This window comes from Pseudoalteromonas luteoviolacea H33-S, from assembly GCF_001625695.1.
Lineage (GTDB): Bacteria > Pseudomonadota > Gammaproteobacteria > Enterobacterales > Alteromonadaceae > Pseudoalteromonas > Pseudoalteromonas luteoviolacea_B.
The window spans coordinates 102,282-124,087 of record NZ_AUXY01000071.1; the positions used below are offsets into that span (position 1 = coordinate 102,282).

The 21,806-nt window shown below is 42.9% G+C and carries 17 protein-coding genes; 9 read left to right on the plus strand and 8 right to left on the minus strand.

Going from position 1 to position 21,806, the window contains the following annotated elements:
- Positions 1 to 158: 158 nt before the first annotated feature.
- Complete coding sequence (locus N477_RS12050) at positions 159 to 1,595, minus strand: glycoside hydrolase family 15 protein (protein ID WP_063362152.1); 1,437 nt, start codon at positions 1,593 to 1,595, stop codon at positions 159 to 161.
- A gap of 434 nt (positions 1,596 to 2,029) precedes the next feature.
- Here N477_RS12050 and N477_RS12055 point away from each other — a divergent pair, with 434 nt between their 5' ends.
- From N477_RS12055 to N477_RS12075, 5 genes are read left to right on the plus strand one after another with little or no spacing between them, the layout of a single operon-like run.
- Positions 2,030 to 3,949, plus strand: coding sequence for a GMC family oxidoreductase (locus N477_RS12055; protein WP_063362151.1), 1,920 nt, complete (start codon positions 2,030 to 2,032; stop codon positions 3,947 to 3,949).
- Positions 3,949 to 5,112 (plus strand): ferritin-like domain-containing protein, encoded by a 1,164-nt coding sequence (locus tag N477_RS12060; RefSeq protein WP_063362150.1) that lies wholly within the window; start codon positions 3,949 to 3,951, stop codon positions 5,110 to 5,112. The genes N477_RS12055 and N477_RS12060 overlap by 1 nt, the downstream gene beginning before the upstream one ends.
- Positions 5,112 to 5,630 carry a hypothetical protein gene (locus tag N477_RS12065; protein ID WP_063362149.1) on the plus strand — a complete coding sequence of 173 codons (519 nt, stop codon included), beginning with the start codon at positions 5,112 to 5,114 and terminating at the stop codon, positions 5,628 to 5,630. The genes N477_RS12060 and N477_RS12065 overlap by 1 nt, the downstream gene beginning before the upstream one ends.
- Positions 5,631 to 5,675: 45 nt before the next feature.
- On the plus strand, positions 5,676 to 6,593 hold the full coding sequence (gene iolE, locus N477_RS12070; RefSeq protein ID WP_039607906.1) for a myo-inosose-2 dehydratase: 918 nt from the start codon (positions 5,676 to 5,678) through the stop codon (positions 6,591 to 6,593).
- A gap of 19 nt (positions 6,594 to 6,612) precedes the next feature.
- Complete coding sequence (locus tag N477_RS12075; RefSeq protein ID WP_063362148.1) at positions 6,613 to 7,644, plus strand: sugar phosphate isomerase/epimerase family protein; 1,032 nt, start codon at positions 6,613 to 6,615, stop codon at positions 7,642 to 7,644.
- A 383-nt stretch (positions 7,645 to 8,027) separates the two neighbouring features.
- Here N477_RS12075 and N477_RS12080 read toward each other — a convergent pair whose 3' ends face one another.
- The 3 genes from N477_RS12080 to N477_RS12090 all read right to left on the minus strand — a co-directional run bounded on the left by N477_RS12080 (position 8,028) and on the right by N477_RS12090 (position 10,837).
- Positions 8,028 to 8,765, minus strand: a complete 738-nt coding sequence (locus N477_RS12080; RefSeq protein WP_081216477.1) for a substrate-binding periplasmic protein — start codon at positions 8,763 to 8,765, stop codon at positions 8,028 to 8,030.
- Positions 8,766 to 9,176: 411 nt separating this feature from the next.
- On the minus strand, positions 9,177 to 10,436 hold the full coding sequence (locus N477_RS12085; protein ID WP_063362146.1) for a Y-family DNA polymerase: 1,260 nt from the start codon (positions 10,434 to 10,436) through the stop codon (positions 9,177 to 9,179).
- A complete protein-coding gene (locus N477_RS12090) occupies positions 10,424 to 10,837 on the minus strand; it encodes a LexA family protein (RefSeq protein ID WP_063362145.1) in 414 nt (137 codons plus the stop codon). Before N477_RS12090 ends, N477_RS12085 begins: the two co-directional genes overlap by 13 nt.
- A gap of 464 nt (positions 10,838 to 11,301) precedes the next feature.
- On the opposite strand from N477_RS12090, the gene N477_RS12095 reads away from it, so the two are divergent.
- Positions 11,302 to 11,991: a cupin domain-containing protein gene (locus N477_RS12095; protein WP_063362144.1), complete on the plus strand. Its 690-nt coding sequence runs from the start codon at positions 11,302 to 11,304 to the stop codon at positions 11,989 to 11,991.
- A gap of 57 nt (positions 11,992 to 12,048) precedes the next feature.
- Here N477_RS12095 and N477_RS12100 read toward each other — a convergent pair whose 3' ends face one another.
- Both N477_RS12100 and N477_RS12105 read right to left on the minus strand, forming a co-directional pair.
- Complete coding sequence (locus N477_RS12100; protein WP_063362143.1) at positions 12,049 to 12,657, minus strand: thioredoxin family protein; 609 nt, start codon at positions 12,655 to 12,657, stop codon at positions 12,049 to 12,051.
- Positions 12,641 to 14,644, minus strand: a complete 2,004-nt coding sequence (locus N477_RS12105; RefSeq protein WP_063362142.1) for a protein-disulfide reductase DsbD family protein — start codon at positions 14,642 to 14,644, stop codon at positions 12,641 to 12,643. The genes N477_RS12100 and N477_RS12105 overlap by 17 nt, the downstream gene beginning before the upstream one ends.
- 126 nt (positions 14,645 to 14,770) lie before the next feature.
- Here N477_RS12105 and N477_RS12110 point away from each other — a divergent pair, with 126 nt between their 5' ends.
- From N477_RS12110 to N477_RS12120, 3 genes are all read left to right on the plus strand, one after another.
- Positions 14,771 to 15,208 carry a DUF4174 domain-containing protein gene (locus N477_RS12110; RefSeq protein ID WP_063362141.1) on the plus strand — a complete coding sequence of 146 codons (438 nt, stop codon included), beginning with the start codon at positions 14,771 to 14,773 and terminating at the stop codon, positions 15,206 to 15,208.
- Between the two features lie 135 nt (positions 15,209 to 15,343).
- A complete protein-coding gene (locus tag N477_RS12115) occupies positions 15,344 to 16,708 on the plus strand; it encodes a serine hydrolase domain-containing protein (protein WP_063362140.1) in 1,365 nt (454 codons plus the stop codon).
- Between the two features lie 565 nt (positions 16,709 to 17,273).
- Complete coding sequence (locus N477_RS12120) at positions 17,274 to 18,980, plus strand: ATP-binding protein (RefSeq protein ID WP_063362139.1); 1,707 nt, start codon at positions 17,274 to 17,276, stop codon at positions 18,978 to 18,980.
- A 105-nt stretch (positions 18,981 to 19,085) separates the two neighbouring features.
- Here the strand turns inward: N477_RS12120 and N477_RS12125 are convergent, their stop codons facing one another.
- Positions 19,086 to 19,586 (minus strand): hypothetical protein, encoded by a 501-nt coding sequence (locus N477_RS12125; RefSeq protein ID WP_063362138.1) that lies wholly within the window; start codon positions 19,584 to 19,586, stop codon positions 19,086 to 19,088.
- Between the two features lie 9 nt (positions 19,587 to 19,595).
- Entirely contained in the window at positions 19,596 to 21,662 is a 2,067-nt protein-coding gene (locus N477_RS12130; RefSeq protein WP_063362137.1) for an LruC domain-containing protein, read from the minus strand.
- Positions 21,663 to 21,806: the final 144 nt, after the last annotated feature.

Here is a 21,806-nt window from a genome sequence, read left to right on the forward strand (position 1 = left end):
GCGCATAGTGTGGGTAAGGTTGTTGTGTTTTTACCATATCAACATCCGCTGTTACTGTGTGCCACATCCTAAAAGCACTATTATTTGCTTTTGGCCAAGTACGGTTTAATAAACTCTAATAACGACCGTAACCTTAGTGCTTGCGGTCGTCGGTGATTTCAAATCTTTAACGCATTGCGTAAATCAATGGCGATGGCTACGGATACATAGCTCCAAGTTAGGTGCTCAGCACTGGTCATGTAGCCGTCGTAGCGACTAAATTGCTCCGACAATGACGTATGCTCTCCTGCGTGGATCTGTATGCGGCGAAGATACGCGTCTCCAAGCGCTTTTAAGCCAGAGATAATGGACTTGAATGTTTTGGTTCTGTTACTGAAGCATTCGCCCACCTCAAGCTGGCATTTGGGGTCGACCAGTTTCACAGCCAAATTCAATTGGCCGAGGTTATATTTGTTGATTTCAATATTTTTTTGCTCAGCAAATAGGGCTGCTGCTTTGTAGCAAATACTGCTCAAAGAGGCGGTACACAAGAACCAAGGGTTACCTTGCCCAAGTGGCCCACTGCCTGCGTATTTATCCTCTGGATAGCGTCCTATCCCTGGTGCGACAGGGTCGCCAGATGTGGTGTGCTCTATGGCATTGATCAGATAAAGTAGGTCAAAAGCTTGGTGGAGTGCATAGGCGGTTGCCAGTACTTTATCTTCATGTGGGTTTAGGAAAGGGTGGGTGTCTGACAGTGCTTGGCAAATACCTAAAGTTGTCGCAACATCAAGATTTGACGACTTGTAATCTAGCCCGCCAACACGGTTTAGTGTAGTTAGAAAATAGCCCTGTTCCTCACTCCAAAAATCATCTATTGAACTTTCAATTAAAGCCGCCTGCTGGTTATAGTAATCAGCCGCACCTGGGTCATTAAGCTTATTCGCTAAATCAGCGCCTTCGCGCAGCGCCGTGCGTTGTAGCAGTCGAGTATAAAAATGGGTGCCATCGACTTCTTCCCACAGATCAAAGCAAGGGTCCTGCCAGTGGTTCGCAACAAAATCTAAATCCGCTTTGATGATGCTAAATGAAGGCTCTTTTGAGTCGTATAAAGTGCCTGTGACATAGCCTTTTTCGCCATTCTTTAACAAGGTATTTGCCCAGCGAGTGATGGTGAGCGCACGTTGCGCTGGGCCGTCATTTTGTGGTCTGCCCCAGGGTCCGTTGAACGCTTGCCCTGTGACGTAAAACTTGGGTTCGCCCAAGCTATTACTGACAGTTGGTGTTGTTTGGTTTATTTTGGTGAACTCGACATAGTCAATCATCATGTCGTAGTAGTTATCTTTAAAATTTCTATGATCAAGGCCATTGAGCTTGGCAATTTCGCTCATTGTTCGTGCCGCATCTCTTACCCAGTGGTAGTAATAGTTTGGGTTGGTTCGTGAGGGAGAGGCAAGTACAGCTCCACGCTCTCCATCGTCGGGTGAAATATTCGCAATCATTCTATCTAGCACATGCTGCCTTGCCACTTTTGCCCACTTTTCAAGTGGTTGTGCATCAATATCCGCTGGATATTCTTGCTCTGATTTGAGTACCGTGTTCGTTTGAGTTGTCATAAGTGTTCCAAGAGTAAAGGTGTCAATTGTCTCGGAATGTCGGTGTGAGAAATCAAACATACAACCAAGTTCATTCACTAACTGTCTCACATTAGCAATCCGTTGTAGTCGCACTGAGTGCATCAGAAAGTATATACACAAAAAACAGCCACACGCTTAAATATTTCGATTTATTTAACAAGTCATTAATTTGGTTGGGGAAACTAAAACGTAGCTATGAAAGGCTAGTTTCAAGATGGTTGATTTTGAGTTTTTATACTTATTTTCTTATTTTGTCTACATAAACATCGAATTTAGGAACCTAATTCTGTTATATCCATGCCGGAGTTTTTTCGGGTACTTATTTTATAATTGCCATTTTGTAATATCTGCTACACTGATTTTTAGCTTGAATGTTAATGCTGTTGTTAATGGAATAAGATGGGGACACTTGAATGAGTGAATCAAATTCAACAATAGAGCAAGTAACACCTGAGCAAGCAATTCAAAATTCGAATGACGGTAAATATGATGCAGTGATCGTTGGCTCAGGGATTAGCGGTGCGATTGCCGCGAAAGAACTCACTTCTAGAGGGTATCAAGTACTCGTGCTTGAAGCTGCGCCCGCAAAAAGCTTAAGTTATGACGGCTTCAAGGAGTATGTATCTAATTATTATGTCAACGCGTCAAAAGATAATAACGCGCCATATCCTGATAACCCTAATGCACCTATGCCTAGGTCGACTGATGTTCGCAAGCTATGCTTGGGTCAAATGGATACCCAAGGGTACATGGTACAAAATGGGCCTTTGGCACTAGATAGCACCTACACGCGGGTAACGGGTGGCACAACGATGCACTGGGAAGCCAAAATTCTGCGCATGTTACCAGATGATTTTAAAATCAAAACCCACTATGGCGTTGGGTTAGATTGGCCCATCAGTTATGATGACTTGATGCCCTTTTACCGCATGGCTGAACGTGAAATTGGCGTATCTGCTAATGTTGAGGAGCAAGGCTTTTACGGGCTTAAGTACGAACCTGGTTACGTATATCCAATGCATGGGTTGCCGGCCTCTTATCTTGATCAAGTGGTGGGCAAAGGCATTGACGGGGCAGAGTTTGAGCTTGCAGGCGAAGTACACACGGTAAAAGTGCGCCCGTTTCCACAAGGTCGAAATGGCATTCCTAATGCGGATTATCAAAACGGTGCGGGGTTTAATCCTGTCGGAGCTGTGGGCGCAGTGCAGAGTGAGCAAGGCGGGCGCTGCCAAGGTAATAACAACTGTGTGCCAATATGTCCTGTACAAGCCAAATATGACGCACGTAAAACTTTATACAGCGCAGCGCAAACAGGCAATCTTGATTTTTTACCACAAACTGTTGCCAGCAAAGTCTTTGTCGATGGATGTACTGATCAAGTCAGCCATATTGAATTTAAGCACTATACCAAGCCCTCTTCGCCTGAGCATACGACAGGCAATATCACAGCAAAAACCTTTATTTTGGCGACCAACGCGGTAGAAAACGCCCGACTCATGCTCGCGTCTGATTTACCCAGCTCGAGCGGGTTAATGGGTAAAAATTTAATGGACCATACTTATTTGCTCGCTTGGGGTTTGTTGCCAGAAGCAGCAGGCACAATGAGAGGGACAAAATGCACCTCTGGCATTGCGGACTTTAGATATGGACAAAGCAGAGCTAAGCAAGCGCCTTTCGGTGTAGACATTCATAATGATGGTTGGGGCTGGGCAACGGGCTCGCCTTTTTCTGATATCGAAGAGTTAGTCGACACTGAAAACAAATTTGGTAAGGCACTTCGCCAAAGTACCGTTGAGAGAATATCAAATCAATTGCTGTTTGCTTATATGGTCGAGCAGCCAGCAGATGAGAGCAACCGCATTACGGTTGACCCCGAATATACAGATGCGCTCGGTAACATGCGCCCAATCGTCAATTATAACTTGTCTGATTACTCCAAAGCGGGCATTGCTTACGCACGTGAAACGTCAAAGGTATTCTTTCAGCGCCTTGGTGCACAGGACTTTTCAAGTTATTCGTTGCTTGATTATGGCTCGTTCAATTACCAAGGTGAGAGTTATTACTTCCGTGGTGGCAATCACTTTTCCGGCACGCATGTTATGGGTACCTCTGCCAAAAACTCTGTGGTGAATGAATATCAGCAATCATGGGATCACAGTAATTTATACCTGATTGGCTCTGGCAGTATGCCAAGCATTGGTACGTCTAATACTACTCTGACACTTGCAGCGCTTTGCTTTAAAACCACTGAGCATATTTTGGCACATTTGAGCAGTTATCCCGTGAATGTCGTAGCTGATGATGCCTTTAAACTGGCTAAAGGAGCGCGCTAATGAACGAACGTATTATCAATACCATTGATGATTTATATCAGATGTTAGATGCCGCGATTCAGCTGGAGCATGCGACAATTCCGCCGTATTTAACGGCATTATATAGTATCCATCCTGAAACCAATTTAGAGGCCACGGCGGTTATTAGAGCGGTTTTGGTTGAAGAGATGCTTCATATGACGTTGTCTGCGAATGTGCTCAATGCATTGGGTCGACATCCCAATGTATTGAGTGAAGGCTTTATGCCTTCATTTCCAACTTATTTGCCGGATGGTGAGAGAGACTTCCAAGTCTCGATCGCCGCTTTTACACCAGAGACCCTTGAGACATTTTTGAATATTGAGCGGCCTTCAAAGCCTCCAAAAAATACTTCAAGTACTTGTCCTAATGGCTGTATAGCGCGTGCAAATCATGCGCGCTTTCATTTGGATGCGATAAAACCGCTAAAATCGCCAACATATAGTTTTTACAGTATTGGAGATTTTTACGATGCCATTATAGAGGGCATTAAATTTTTAGAGGCACAGGCCAGAGAGTGTGGAGAAACCATTTTTATCGGCGATCTTAAATATCAGGTTTCCAATAAGTACTATTACTCCGGCGGTGGCGAAGTCATAGAAGTAACGGATGAAAAATCGGCCATTGCCGCGTTGAATTTGATCAAAGAGCAAGGTGAAGGGAAGGCTGAACTGGGCGAAGATACAGAGAACCAAGAGTTTGATAGTGAGGGGGAGCTCTCTCATTACTATCGATTCAAGCAGTTACAGTTTGGCCGTTATTATCAAAAAGGTGATAGGCCAAGTAACCCCACTGGCGCAAAGTTCGAAGTCGATTTTAGTAAGGTATATCCGATCAAGACAAACCCCAAGCTGTCGGATTTTGCAGAAAACCCAACTTTATTAAAAGCCGCGAAAGATTTTAACCATAGTTACCATGAGTTTTTAGGCATCATCAATGATGCGTTCAGTGGTCATCAAAACCTTTTGTTGGGTGCTGTGTGCGACATGTTCCGGTTGAAAGAGTTCGCCAGCCAACTGATCCGTAACCCAATTTCGATTGAGCCTAATATTCACGCAGGCCCCACATTCGAAATTGACGCCAGTAGCCGTGATTCATTGAACGATAAAGTAGGGCAGACTTGTGTACATAAGGAGCGGGCGTAATGAATACTCAGCAAAATCAACAGCAGCAATTTATTGAGTTATCAGGTGCACTCACGGATTTCAATGCGTTTGCACTACATGGTACAGGCCAAGTTGAACATTACTATAAAACACTTAGTGACATTGTTGGCCGTGACACGGTTGAACAGTTACTTTGCGTGTTTCAAACCGTATATGAATGTGCCTGTGACGAGCAAATGTTTTTAACTGGTATACGACAACAGATCATGGGGGATGTGAAGCTGGGGCCTGTTGCCAGAAATATCATCAAGCTCTGGTACACCGGCACTTGGTATCAATTACCACGTACTTGGCGAGAGGCTTATGGCAAGAGCGGGCAGGATAAAACGTTTTTTGTAAGTTCTGCTTCGTATACCGAGGGCTTACTTTGGCAAGCGATTGATGCTAACCCATCAGGCGCAAAAGGTCCGGGTTATGGTTCTTGGAGCGAGCCACCTAGAATTCATTTCGACAATAGCTGGCAGTTTGTAAAGCAGCAAAGTGTTCAATCAAAATAAATGTAAGTATTTACTTTCACTTATGTCACCAACAGGATGTTTATCATGAGCAGACAAACAATGTTTCCACAAGGCGCTGTAAAGTTTGGTATTACCCCAACTGGATGGGTCAATGATGACTTTTTAGATATTGATATCGGGATCCCATTTGAGCAAATTGTCAGTGAGATGGCTCTGGCTGGCTTTGAAGGCTGTAGCCGTGGGCATAAATACCCATCTGATCCAGCGGTATTAAAACGTGAGTTAGATATGCGCGGGCTAGTGATTTCTGAGCCGTGGGTTAGTACTTACTTCACTATAAACGATATGAAAGAGCAAACGTTTCAAAGTTTTGAGCAAGAAATCCAGTTTTTGAAAGAGATGCAAAGTGGGGACTTAGTACTGGCTGAACTTGGCGGTTCATCTCATCAGCAACCGATTGCCTTAGTGCCTAATGCACCTAAGTTTACAGATGAGCAGTTTCGTAGACTGGCTGATGGCTTAAATGAGCTTGGCCATAAAGCCAATTGCCACGGGGTGAAAATGTGTTATCACCATCATATGGGCACAGGTGTGATGACGATGGACGAAATCGCGCGATTTGCGGAGTTAACTGATCCTGATTGCGTGCACTTTTGTTTGGACACGGGGCACCTCTTTTTTGCAGGTGGCGACAATTTAGAGTTTATTCGACTTTATGGTGAGCGGATCAGACATGTTCATCTGAAAAATATCCGCAAAGACATTATGGATTACAGTTTGGCCAATGACTTGTCATTTAAAGAGGCCATTTTAAAAGGGGTGTTTACTGTGCCGGGAGATCCTGCTGGCTGCTTAGATTTCAAAGAGATATTACAGGCGCTGGCAGATAAAAATTTTGCCGGATGGTTGATTGTAGAGGCTGAACAAAATCCTGCCAATGCAACCCCACTTCTGTATGCGCAAATGGCGCGTAAGTATCTTCAAGAAGTCACAGGCCTTTAAGTGATAAAGGAGTTATCGCATGCAGCATAATACGGAGATGTATTTTAGTTTTTTTATGTTTGGGTCAAACTTCTCAATAGAGGATGATGTATTTTTGGACCAAGCGATGACCCACATTCGACGTTTGGTTGAAATGGGTTACGCCGGTTTTGAGTTGCATCCCGGTAGAGAGGACACCACAGCCTATGCATTTGCCACTTACGAGGATGAACTAAATGCCTATAAGGCATTTCGTCAGCGTATGGATGATGAGGGGTTCGGGCATATCAAAGTCGCGACCAATGTCGGTGCAACAACATCGTGTGACCCAAGCTCTGCGATTAAATCTGTTCGCGATGCAGGGATTGCTTACTTAAAATCTCGCATTGATATTACCGCTGCATTAGGTGGTGAAATCATGATGGGACCCTTGGTGATCCCCTATGGTGGTTTTGTATTTGATGCGCCAAATGGTCAAGCCGTATGGAGTGACAAGTTACAAGATGAACTTGCGCTACGGTATCAAACTGCACAGCCAAGTTTTGTTGAACTTGGCGCTTATGCCTCTTCTAAAGGCGTTAAACTGGCGATTGAGCCAATTAGCCATTGGGAGACGCCTGGGCCGAATAAACTGGCGCAGTTGATCACGTTTTTAGATGGCATAGAAGATCCAACTGTGGGGGTGGTACTCGACAGTGCACAAGAGACATTAGATGGTGATGGGCCTGAGGTGTTTGCACAGCAAATTAATTACCTTGCTGATCAAAACCGTTTGCACTACGCACAAGCGTCACCGCCAGATAGGGGGGATTTAGTGCATTGTTGGTTACCATGGGAAGGCATATTTACGCCTATTTTGTCGCGATTTGATGGTCCCATTGCGGTGGAGATTTTTAATGCGGTGGGTGCATTTGATCAGGGTCTTCGTTTGACCCGACGTAAGTTTTGGGTGCCTGAAGTGGATACGCCCAATCAATATCCAGATGCCTATCAAACAGCACAGCAAGCTTATGAATTTACTCAAGCGAAGCTCAATGAGGTAAGAAGTAAGTTACAACGGAGCCGCTGTTGAAGGGATAAATTTGTTGCTTATATAATGTTGTTCAATAGAAGTGACATCTCTGTCACTTCTTTTATTTTCACTTACTTATTAACAAAAATTTTTTGTTGGGGGAATCGTACAGCAGTCATCTACTGAAAGCGTAATACACATAGTGCCTGATGCACCACCGCCCACGGCTGGGGTATTTTTGTGTGAAAGCGCTTTATTTTTAAGTGACAAAGATTTTAGTTGGGTCTTTTTCAATTTCATGTTTTTCATCATATTACTCCTTTATGAATGTCAGCCAATTTGCTGAGACTGAAACTTATCACTTAATCGTTTCTTTGTGAATATTTTATTCCCTGTTTTGTGGGTTTTTGTTTCTTTTTATTGTTAAGGTTGGAGAAATCACCTCAGATCATGCGTTGCCATTGCTTGCTAAGCTCTCCAGACTCTTTGAGCTGTTGTAACCCTAAATTAAAAGTTTGTCTCAGTTTTGGGCTCCCCTCTAGTACTTTTGGAAATAAAACTTGCGCACGATATTTAAGGAAGGGCTTTGGATGTGCTTTGAGTAGTTTCTGGTACTCGGTCGAAAACTGCTCTTTTAACAGTGTCTCCATAACTGTTTCATTGAGTAAAATTAAATCTACTCTGTTATTTAAGAGCATATTGAGGTTGAGCTGATCGTTACTTACCATGAGTACATCCAACTCATCATTTTTAATGGCCTTGTGGAACTCAGGAACATATTCATAACCCAGTGTTGCGCCTATCCGGTAGGGTTGTAGGTCCTTGAGGGTTTCCCAGTTTGGTAAAGGCGTCTCTTTTCTAAAGTACATTTTTAGCTCACCTTGATATATCTCGTCACTACAGTAAAAGTGCGTTTGATATTCACTTTCGCATACCCAGTATGACGCCATATCAAATTGGCCAAGTTTTGCGGCATGAAAGCTACGTTTCCATGGCAAATAAACGAAAGACACTTGCATTCCTTGCGTTGCAAAGGCAAGACGGATGATATGATTGACGAAGCCATCATCAACCAATTGGCTACCAGTAAATGGTGGGTATTCTCCAGTCGCAATGTTTATATTGTTATCTGCACAGACATGCCAACAACTGAACAATATTAAAAAAAGATACTTTCTCATTTAATTTGGAACAAAAAACAATCAGTTAATATCTATGCAAGTTTAGCTCATAAATATGGAGGAACATGTGATGTGTCAGCCTATATTTTCACCATTATTTTTATTTTTGATTGCTTGGCTGTGATAAATAATGATAGTAGGTCTGTGAGTGATAAAGCTAAACTTTATATTTTTCATTTAGTTATATTGATTTTATATATTAGGAAGCGGTATTGTTTTATTTACTTAGCGTTGCATAGAACACTGCATTACACCGTAATATATTTTGATTAATTTTGAGAAGCAAAAAAAGTTAACCACAGCCTATTAACAAAAACTGTGGATAGAAAATGCTGTTTTGGTGCGATGTTTTTTTCGCTAAGTTCTCCTAAAGGAAGGTGACTCAATTGGATCACTGTGCGTAAATTGGTGTTATTGGCATTTTATCAAGGGAATATCAGACCAGCGCGTGGTGTAATAAGGTGATAAAAACGCGCGGCGCATGTGCCATGCGTTAGATTGCAATTGCGCACCAGTGCGTGCTGTGTGATTGCCAAATCTGGTATTGATTTCATCTAGGCACTTCATCAGAGCTGGGCTATCTTGAGATTGACTGAATAAGTCAGTTTGTAAAAATGTATCGTCTTCAAGCTCAATCGCACCAACTCCTGCTTTGTAATATTTGACGCCAGATTTGAATAGTTGATGAAAAATGTCGCTAACAGCATTGGTAAATACCCTAACATCACTCGAAGCGACCGGGAGTTTTTGGATAAAAGACTTTTTGTAATAGCTGTCTTCAAACGGTGAGCTATGTGCAAAAATCACAATATTTTTTGCCAATGAATTTTGCTTTCTGAGTTTTTTACTGACAATGGCACAGTGGGTTGCTAGTGCGGCTTTGAGTGCTTTTGGATCTGTGATGCGCTCGCCAAAGCTGCGCGTGCTGTATATCTCTTTTTTTCTTTGTGTGATCTCATGCCAAGACAGGCAAGCTTCGCCATTGAGCTCAGATATTGTGCGTTCTAAAACCACACTAAACTGTTTTCGCATCAAACGCGGGTTTTGATTGGCTAAGTCTAAGGCGCTATAGATGCCTTGTTGATTGAGCTGTTTGGTCAGGCGTTTGCCAATGCCCCAGACATCCTCCACGTTTAAATTCGCCAGTATTTTCCTGCGGCTTTGTTGATTATCTATTACCGCAACCCCCGTCGCATTTTTAAATTTTTTAGCGGCGTGATTTGCCGCTTTTGCAAGTGTTGGAGTTGGGCCAAACCCCACGCCAACCGGCAGCTTGGTGGAGCGCCACACACTGCGCCTGATAACATGTCCGTATTGTTCCCAAGAGTCAACAAGGTCGCCAAACCCCTCGAATTTTAAAAATGACTCATCGATAGAATAGATATGATGATTATCACTGAATTGATTAATCACCTTCATCATCTTGTCTGACAGATCTGCATACAGCTCATAATTGGAAGAGCGAATAATGACATTGTGCTCAGCCAAAACCGACTTCAGTTTAAAGTAGGGCTGAAACTTGGGAATATTTAAACGCTTAGCCTCAGGCGAAGCTGCCACAATACAGCCATCGTTATTTGATAACACCACAACAGGCTTATTGCGAATACTCGGATCAAAGACTTTCTCCGCAGAGGCATAAAATGAGGTGGCATCGACTAGCGCATACATCTGGTCAAGCCCGGGTTTGTGCGATGCATACGTATTGAACCTGTGACCACGCCCTCTAGTTGGAATTGATCACATTCACTGATCTTGACTGGCGCATAAAGGGTGGATGCTGATCGCAGCACTCTATTTTGTAAGTCGAGCAGCTTGCAGACAAATTCATTATTAAAATTTGCAACAATGACATCATTTTGCTGAGGAGAAACAGCGCGATCAACCAATAACAAATCACCATCAAAGATCCCAACACCTTGCATAGAGTCGCCAGATGCGAGCCCGATAAACGTGGCGTTGGGATGATTGACTAAGAGTTGATCTAACGATAAACCAAGTTCTTTATATTCTGCCGCTGGTGATTCAAACCCAGTGATACCTGCTTGGGCTTTGATGGGGATTACTTTCATACGTTACCTATACTGTTTATATATACAGTATGGTGTGAGGCCTGCGTGTCGTGCAAGTAGCACAGTCATCAAGTGTCTAAAAAATTGATAAACGCTAAGAAGCTGTGCACCTTGAATCGACTTATCTGATGAAGCCAATCTGCTATTTAAGTTATTAATATTAACAAGTTGAGTGCTTTTACATGAACTGATACGCAGTTTTGAGGGCGCGATATGGGGCTCGTATAATTTAATCTTAATATCTTTTGTGGGTATTTATTTGACCATTACATATGTTTTGGTTACATTTTTTTAACTTTAAATTGTATTTGAACAGTCGGAAAGCGAAAAATATGTGTACTTTGCACACGTTTTGAGTTTTTTACGGTCAGTGCCATCCATAAATAGGTTGTCTTGGTTGTCAGCTACAGCCACACAGCTATCGGATAACTGGAATTTGAACAGTGTCAAAAAGGAATATGAATATGCCTGCTAACTTAACCGATTTGCTTGCCAATAGAGGTGACTTAACGAGAGCTGAGCTTGATAAGTTTGTTCTATCGCAGTGGCAGCAGGGCAATCACTTTTTGCGTGTGCCCACACATGTTTTGCCTAACCACAATGAGTTTGAGTCAGTTGCATGGGAAAAAATAGATTGCATGTTGACTAAAATTGTCATGCAAAAAGCAGATGGTTTGTCATTTGGATTTGATATGTTTCCGCCAAAATCAGCGGCCAAAGGTGATGTGCATGTACATCCTTTAAGTAGTCGGTTGATATCTGTTTTGGAAGGTTTTGGTACTGCTATTGTGAAAACATGCAAAGGAAAAATGGCGAAAAAAGAAGTAGGTCCGGGAGATGTGATTTTATTCCCTCATGCTACGCCACATTGCTTTTGGGGTGCTGAAGACGAGCCTATGGTGGTCGAAGTGTTGCTGGGCCCTTATGTACCATTTGAGCACCCATTACATACGGTTTGTCCCAAAAATGCGAAAAAAATAGCTGAGGCACATCCTGAATTGTTTGCGCCCTGCGACGTGAACGAACTTGAACTGGTTGCCTCTAAAGTCATTGCGTTGCAAAACCAAGGCGCATTGGGGTTAGATGAGCATCAAGTGATGGAGTGGGGAGATGATGAGTATATTTGTAACTTGGGTGAGATAGAAGTCGAGTGATTGCTTCGAATGAGCTAGCGCATACGTTGGGCACTCAACTCGACATTCTATATTGAGTTAGCTTTTGTATTTTATCGAGCAGCCATAAGGTTTTGTTAGTTTTTGTGTAACAGGCTTACCCGCCAGCAAGTTGTTCAAGCCTGCTGTGACATAATTGGTTGCTTTTGCGATATCAGCGGGGTTGGCTGATTTAATACTGTCGATTGCACCAGCGTAACTTAACTTACCTTGTGGGTTTATGATGTACATATGTGGGGTGGTTTTTGCTTTATATAATCGCCCGACTTGTCCATCTTCATCAAACAATACGTGTGACGGCGCTGCACTGCGCTTTTGGGTTAGTTCATTGGCTTTTTGTGCGCTAACATGCCCTTGCTTTCCCTCTGCTGAGGAAATAATGGAAAGCCACACGACGTCCTTTTGTGTGTATTGACGCTGCAAAGATTGCATGTTGTTACTACCATAGTGTTTCACGACATATGGGCACAGGTGATTTGTCCATTCAAGTACCACATACTTGCCCTTAAAGTCAGACAGGCTAACGGTTTTGCCAAATGAGTCCTGTAGCTTAAAATCAGGGGCGCTTGTGTCTACTTTCGCTGCAGCGATACTGAGCAATGGTGCAAATAGCATAGACAGCATGAGCCATTTAGTTAGACGTTGCATGATTAATCTCCTTCTTTGCTTGTTGAATAGCATTAATTACAATGTCAGGTGTCAAAACCTGAGGTAAAACTTGCTTACTGTGGTTACCTGCATACACAACGTATAAAGGCACACCAGAGCGTTGATATTGTTCTAGATACTCGTAAATTGCTTGGTTTTTGTTGGTCCAATCACCCACTAAATAGTCGACTTTGCTGTCTTTAAATAAGGCTTGTAGGTCAGCATTGTTCAAAGCCACTTGCTCGTTTACTTTACAAGTAATGCACCAATCTGCGGTCATATTCACCAACACCACGTGATTGTTATTACGTAGTTCGGTGAGTTTTTGTGCACTAAAGTGATTGTTTTTTTGCTCGCTAATTACTTTGGTTGCTTGCGTGCCTTTGACACTGCAAAACGTTGCAAACGTCATTGCAAGCAATAGACTCATAACACAATAGACCCGATTAACTTTTGCGGACAACCAAATAAAAAATGTAAACCCTAATAGTCCTGATAACAACCACAGCTGACCAAAACTGCTGGTCTGAGACAGAAATACCCAAGCAAGCCAAACAACAGTAGCCAGCATGGGAAAGCCGAGAAAATGCTTAAATGTTTGCATCCAAGGCCCGGGTTTTGGGAGCAAGTTAGCAAAACGAGTAGACAGCGAAAGTAGCGTCATAGGCAGTGCAAACCCGACAGCGAGTGCGGTAAAAATAGCGAGGGTATCTAACATTGGGCTTATCATGGCTACACCGAGCGCTGTAGCCATAAATGGCGCGGTGCAGGGAGAGGCGACAATGACAGCCAGTACTCCAGTGAAAAATTGCTGAGTAAAGGTACTTTCGCCCGTTAACGATTGCCCCACGCCTGCCAGATTGATGCCTTTTGGGAGTAAATCCCACAACATCATGGCAATCAAGGTGAATAAAAACGCCAGCCCAGCAATGAGCAATGGCTCTTGCAGATGAAAGCCCCAGCCAACAGCGCTCCCAGCCTCTTTTAATACCAGTATGATGCTCGAAAATAACCAAAAGCTGACTAAAACACCGATAGGGTATCCCCAGTGATTTGCCTTTTGTGACTGTGCGAAAGACAGCGCTTTCATAGACAGAATGGGCAGTACACAGGGCATAATGTTAAGAATGAGTCCACCGATAAACGCGAATAGCAGCATTAACCAAAGGGATTGTGACGGGGAATTGTTACCCGCGCTACTTGTATCATTTGGGATGGCCTCAACGTAAAAGCCATTTTTACCATCGCTGATTAAAAAGTTGAGTGGTTCGCTTGGGGTCGAAAAGTAGTCTGATAAGGATATGACCACTTGTGCGCTGTTTGCTTGATGTGCCCAAGCCTGATCTGCATTATGAGCAATCACATCTCCTCTAAAAGGAAATACGTGCCAGTCAGATTGATAAGGCAAGGTGGTCTGTAAACCTAGGTGCGTGCTTGTAAGTTCAAACTGTGCGGTGTCTCCGTGCTTTTCTGGTAAAGTTAATCGCGTTTGCTCAAATAGGTTTGCGTGTTCTGATGGCGTTATCGTGTCAGCGACAGGCAAATCTATCGTTAATGTTGCCCAGCCGGGGATGCAGTCTTCATTACAGACCAGCCAAGACAGATTGGCGCTAATAGAGATGCGCTCTTTAGTTGCTTGCCTGAGGTTGATAGGGACCATGAGCAAGGTCGCACCTTCGTAGCCATAGTTAACTAGGTGAGCGACTTGAATGGGCTTTGGAAGCGGCCAGTGAATATCTCCAAATTCAATGTCTGCATCACTGTGCCACTGTATGGTGGGCGCCTCACCTGAATCACCGGGGTTTAGCCAGTAGGTATGCCAATCCTTATCAGGGTTCAGTAAAACCCCTAGCCACTGAGTATCACCAACACGTACTTGATTATGCTCTGACACCAGTGCCACTTCAATATGCGGCCCTGTCGCTGTATTTTGAGAAAATACACCTGCAGAGACAATCAGCAATAATAAATACAAGAGTCTTACCATGACACTGCTTATCCCATTATTTTTTAATTATAGTTATACCAATACAGAGAAAATTAGATCATAAAATAACCGCATTGATGAGCTTACTATGTAATCAAGACGTATTAAATCGTTTTGGGAGGAAGTATGCTTTTAAATAAAACAGTATTTCATCTGGTGGTCGCTATCAAGCTTGGCATGGTTTATCCCGCTTGGGCTGATACATATACATTAGAGCAATTGCGGTGGCAAAGTAGAGTACTTGTTATGTGTGCTCTGCAAGAGCGCAATCTGACTCGTTTGGCTGCGAAATTCAATCAGCAGGAGTTAGATAAACGGCGGTTACGGATCTTTGCAAACTCATATTTCGGTGTTTTTGAACTCAATACAGATCATATGCAATTGAGTCCTTTGGAGTTTCAACTTTGCGATGACATGCCTGAAAGTACCGCTCATTTAATTGGCTTGGATGGCACGATAAAAGCAAGTTATAGATTTGAAAACTTGAATGAAAACACCATATATCGAGACATTGACGCTATGCCAATGAGGCAGTTAGAGCTAAGTCGCTTAAAGGCAAGGTAACGCGGTCTTGTGCCAATATCGTTACTTTGTTTTGTAGGTCAAAGTAGGTTACAAATAAATTTTCACCCTTTCTTTCATTTTTGCACGTTATAACTCGGTCAAAACAATAACAAGACCCAAAGGATATGAATTAAGATGAAAAAGAGTGCAATAAGTATTTGTTTAGGGCTATGTGCATTTACGAGTCATGCAGATGACAAAGACTTTGATGCAGTTTTACAGTGTCACAGTGCTGCTGATGAACCGGGGTTGATTGTCCAGTTGGTGCAATCCGATGAGGTCATATACAGCGGTGCGGCTGGTTTGGCAGACCTTAAGACAAAAAGACCGCTTAAGATAGATGATGTGATGCAGATAGGATCTGTGACAAAAATGTTCACGGCCGCTGCCATTTTAAAGTTAGCTGAAAGTAACCTCCTGTCTTTGCAAGACCCGATAGGGAAGTTTATCCCTGAGATTAATCCTAAATATAGAGATTTAACGCTTTTTAGCTTATTAACCCACACGTCTGGCCTATCCGATTACTTAGGCGACCCTGTTGTGAACAGTGTCTGGGGAAACTATGCATCACTAGATAAAGTGATAAAGATCATTACGAGGCTGCCGCTGAGTTTTAACTCGGGCGATACACATATCTATTCTAATTTAGGCTATATCCTGTTAGGCAAAGCAATAGAGGTATCCACTGGTATGCCTTATAACCAGTATATGCAAGATACATTTTTTAAGCCCTTGGGGATGGACAATACATTTGTTGTCACACAAGGGATACGTGTGAATGACGTGGTTGGATATACGACCAACTTTGATGCACCTAAAAAGCACATTAAAGCAGCAAAATCAAAAGACAGGGCATGGAAAGTGGATCGTAGCTGGATCCACGCATCGGGCGCTATTGCATCTACTTTACAAGATATGAAGGTATGGAATAAAGCGTTGATGTCTGGGCAAGTTGTCAGTGAAAAAAGCTTGAACTTGATGACCCAAAAAGTGCGACTCAATGACAACTCAACTGCAAATTATGGTTTGGGGCTGAATGTCTATAAGTTAGGGGGAGAGATAAGTTACAACCATGCTGGTATGGTGCCTGGCTTTTTTACTTGGCATGTGTATTTGCCTGAACACGACTTGGTCGCCACCGGTATGAGTAATCAGGATAAGTACTTTCCGGGTCTTGCCTTACTTGATATGGTTGCCATTGCGCTTGGGCTGTCTCCGAAGCCGATTAAAGACCAAGACAAAATAACCTCATTTGCTGAAAAATTGGTGGGCGATTATCGCTCCATTGATTCCCAAACCCTTTCTATTACGTTTGAAAACAATCGTCTTTATTCCCAACATGAGGGAGAGGAAAAGCGTCTGATTATACCGCGAGAGAACAATGCTTACTCCTATGAATGTACAGAACATTATTTTACTTTACGGGAAAATGCTAACAAAATTAAGCTAGTGCCAACACACCTTATCCATGGTGATCAAGCCGCATATACCAAGCTATAAATTGGTTAAAGACATTAAATGATAAATATAAGGGTAAAACACGTGTTTTACCCTTACTCAGTAAGAGGTTTATACAAGCTTGAGTAAAGGCAAGATGAGTCTTGAAGAGAACAAACCAAACGTTTACCCGTTATGGAAAGTAGTGATGTTATGCTTTATACCAATAAGCGCCCTTTATCAGTTGAGTTGGTCTTGGCTTTTCTCAAGCTTATCTCCGGAGTTTTGGCAAACTGATCTATCAATCAGTGTGTTATCGACTAAGTATTTAAGCGAAATTCTGCTTTACTCTCTTATGATTTGGTTTGTATGAGCAAGAACTAGATCAAAAAGCCACATTTTAAGGCTCGGAGTGAGGGTCGCGCTGAGTTTGGCTATTGTCATGACGTTACATGCCTTATCTATGTTATTTTGAACCTACCTAAAAGAGGGCTCTCATAGGCGTGAGGCAGCTATGAGGTGCTTTTCAAAGAAACTTTTTAACAAATTAAGTTAAAAAATAGATAATAGTGCGTGATTTAGTGTATAAAATTAAAGGATAAGCTGCGCTTAGACAGAAGCCTTTGACATGACGTCTGCTCAAACAAAAAGAAAAACTGCCGAACACAAGCCTTCGTTGGCAAAGCAAAATTATGCACCTCGAGTAATCGGTGGCGTGCTTATGGCGGTGATGTTAGTGGGGGCGCTGTATGCCAGTCTAACACCAACTTATATTGTTTTTATCATTTTAAATTGCCTGATCTGGCCTCACTTAGCCCGTTTTCATAGTCGACTAGTATCCGATGAAAAAGCCGCAGAGTATACCAATTTGCACCTTGATGCGTTGTTTTATGGCACTTGGTTTGCCGCGGTGGGCTTTCAGGTTTGGGTGGTGTTTGCGCTGTTAATTGTCAACTCTCTCAATAGTTTAATATTAGGTGGGATCAAGCGGTTTTACAGCTGTAGCGCCAGTTTAATAGTCGGTGGCATATCAGGTGGGTTTTTATTGGGGTTTGATTTTGTTGAGCAGTCACCGCTTATAACTCAAGTTGTAGCGGCTTCAAGTATTTATTTATATTGTTGTAACGTGGGTTTTTTTAATCGAAAGTACTCAGGCCAATTAAAACGTTCTCGCGATAAAATACGTAAGCAAAATCAAGCATTAATAGAAGCAAAAAATAAGGCAGAACAGGGGTCTCGTGCTAAAAGTGAGTTTTTAGCTAATATGAGTCATGAGATCCGAACGCCAATGAATGGCATTTTGGGGACATTGCAGTTGCTAGAGCAAGATAACCTCGATAAAGAGTCTAAGCACCTAGTTTCAAAGGCTATGTATTCAGCAAAGTCTTTACTGACCGTTATTAACGATATATTAGATTTTTCGAAAATAGAGGCACATAAGTTAGAGTTAGAAGTGGCGCCTTTTTCGATATTAGAAACCGTCGAGTCAGTAGTCGCGGATTTAAAAAGTGTAACGCAAGAAAAGTCGATCACTGTTGAAACAGACATTGAGAAGAGCTGTCACCCAATCTGGTTAGGCGACTCAGTACGGGTTCGGCAAATTTTACTTAATTTGGTGTCCAATGCTGTCAAGTTTACTCATGCTGGTGGTATTCAAATTAAAGTGAAAACGCTGAAGTATCAAGGGCGTAACGGGTTATCTATTGTGGTGATAGATACGGGTATAGGTATGAATCAAGAGACGCAAAAGTCTATTTTCAACCGCTTTAAGCAAGCAGACTCATCTACAACTCGAAAATATGGTGGAACGGGACTGGGCTTGGCGATCACCTCAAGCCTCGTCAATTTGATGAAAGGTGAGATAGATATCACTAGCGAGGAAGGAAAAGGCACACAAATCGCGGTGACTTTGCCCTTGGCACAAGCTGATCCTGCTAAGGTAGGCACAAAGCCTGACAAAGATACGCTGCCTGATTTCTCAAGCATTAAAGTGTTAATTGCTGAAGACAATAAAGTAAATCAACTCGTCATTGAAAAGATGTTGGAAAAAACAGGGGCGCAAGTCGATTTGGTTGAAAATGGTTGGTTGGCTGTGCAGGCATTTGAAAAAGCGCACTATGATATTGTGCTGATGGATATTCAAATGCCCGAAATGGATGGGTTGGAAGCCTTTGCGCTAATTCATAAAGTAAACTCAAATGTACCCATAATAGCGCTAACCGCTAACGTAATGCCCCAAGATATAGCACATTACAGAGCTTTGGGGTTCGCCGATCATATCGGTAAGCCAGTCGCTATGTATTCAATGTTTAAGGCGATTAGTCGCCTGATTTGAATATAGGCTGAAAGGCCTGTGATGTTGCTTGGTTATCTTTTGGGGAAGGCTTTACAGAAGTAAATGTAGGAGGCATTATTGTCATGCCTCCTAATCAAATTGAAGTTAGTTGATTACCCAGGTTTGTGTTTGTTGACTGGCATCTACTTCCCAGTTGTAAACCAAAGGCTCTTTTGATGTGCTGTAGAACCATATCTCGGCTTTGAGCTTCTGATCTGCATGCGGCAACTGTATTTGTGTTGTAAAACCATTGCTGTCCAACGGTGCTCTTAAGAAGCAGTTATCAGCGTTTGTGATACTTTCACCTTGTTTACAGATGTTGATGAAAGCGCGTTCACTGACTACATTTTCGCTTAAGGTCACTTCGACTGCCACGTTGCTTTTGAAATCAAATGCCACATCAACATCCATACTATCCATACCTTCTCCTTGAGGTTGTGCTGCGGTTGTTTCGCCTGTATTTGTTGTGCTAGTGCTTGTTGTCGCTGGCGCAGTACTGCTGCTTGAAGTTACTGCATTTGTATTACTTTGACTTTCTGAACCACCAGAACCGCCGCCACATGCTGAAAGTACTAATGTCATTAGGGTGATAATTAACTTGTTCATGGTACTCTCCTAGTTCTGTGATGCACTGCTGATAGTATATTGGTAATTTGCGACAGGATTTTCAAACCATGTCACGTTGTTTTGGCCTGCTGATGATGCGAACTCTGCAAATTGCGGATATGCGATTGACATATCTGTTTTTTCTTTAGGGTGCTGCCAATCTGTATTGATGATCATTGCCCATGGTAACCCCGTGTTCGTTTGGAAGTATCCATTTGTTGACGACGTGTCATCTCCTTGGTCAAGGTAGCTAGGATCAAATGCTTCTGTTGGTGCTTGGTTTTTTAAGTGTACTTCCCAGCCACGACCATTATTGCTGTCAACATATGGGCCATGGTCGTAACCAGTCACTGCAAAAATGAATGGGTCTAACTTGTCTAATGTTGCTACATTAACACTGTAGGTGGTTGATAGCGGGAGAATAAGCTCAAACGGAACAGGTGCTCGTTGTCTATCAATACAGTCTTCTTCTGTTCTAAAGAATTTACATCCTTCCAGTGCAGGCACCATTTCTCTTGTGTCTTTAAATATTACGGCAATCGCTTCGTTTCTATTTGGTTCTAGGGGACTGGCTTGCGTCTCAACACCATCAATAGTTAACTTAACTTGTGCCTGGTTGACATGATTTAGGGCTATGTCTTTAAAGCGCAGCGCGAATGCATTGCGATAGCCTGCACCGACGGCAACTAAAGCGCCTTCTACTTTATATCGCACGATTTGGTTACCGACTTGGCCAGTTGTTGCTCTGTATCTCACTAGCACATCGTTGAAGTCATAATCACCTTTTTGTGGCCATAAATCTTCAAATGCAGCGGTTTGCCAAGCGGTTGATGACTCGATTAAACTAGTTTCAACAACGGAGACCGCAATATCTTCCACTTCGCCATTGTCTACGCCCCCTGTTGGCGCGATATCTTGGTTGTTAGACACTCTAAAGCGGGCCCATGTATTACCTTCTAAAGCATCTACAGGCACAGGAATTAACACGCGGTTTTCGCCTGCTACACCTGACAACTCGCTAATAATGCGCTCGGAAGATTGAAATTCACCATCTTGATTCCAGTCTACCCATGCGTTGACATAGCCGTTGGTAGACAATGTAAAAGAGATGAGGGCATCGTAGCCGGTTTCTATGCTTGTGACGAAACTAACGCCATCGTCATCATCTTGCGCTTTTGGCAAATGCTCTGCACTGACACCATCGCCGAAGTAAAGGTCACCTGCGACATGACGGGCACCGTTTTCGGCTAAAGAGGTACCGTAACTCTCTGGCGCATCGCCATAGTCCATTGTTGGATCTTCACTTTCATCGATAATAGGGGCGGTAGCACAGCGTGCGCCGTCGTTAGAGCCAGAGCTTGGGCCATATGCGAAAAGCTGGGTATCAGCAGGATCATCAATATTTACTTGATAGATATGACCGTCTTGATTACGACTAATGTAGAAGTTGTTATCTATATCGAAATAGACGGCGCCAAAGGTGCCTGATTGGCCTACGTTGCCAAGAACAGTGCTGGCGCCAGTTGTTGCATTGATGCGGTGTAAATTACCATTGCTATCAACACTATATGCCATACCAGCTTCGCCGTTAGGTGCGAATGCCATATCGAAAATATTTAAGTTAAGGTCGCCACCATTAATAACACGCGTTGCTTGCAAATAATCATTGCTTGATTCGTCAAGGGATACGCGATACAAGCCATAAGAACTCCCTTTTCTGTAGACATAATAAGCGTTCTCGTGAATCGCCACGTCGCCGACGTAAAAGTTGGTGTCTGGAAAACCAACTGTGGTTAGAGGCTCTAATGTGTAGTCGTTACCGACGCGACCAATATCTTTGCGGCTGTAATCCCATCCATAAAGATAACGGTCATGGAGGTTAAAACCAAACCCGTTAAGCTTGTTATTGGTGCCCACGTTGGGCGCAAATTCTGTATACGCACCGGAAACTAAGTTAACGCCATAAATGGCGGCGGTGTTTCCTTGCACTAAAAATGCCTTAGAAGGGCAAGTATCGAAAGGTGCTGCGTTGACGCCCGCAGACAAAAGGCACAAGCTCAATAGTTTGTATTTCATAAACTTCTCCAAGATGCAATTTTGCTGTTTTAACTGATTGCAATCTGGGTGCCAAAAATAAAGCGTTGAATTTTATTGGTTTTTTATATTTTGTTTTTGCGTTATCGCAAAATGCAAAGCATTTTTAAATCGATACTTTCATTT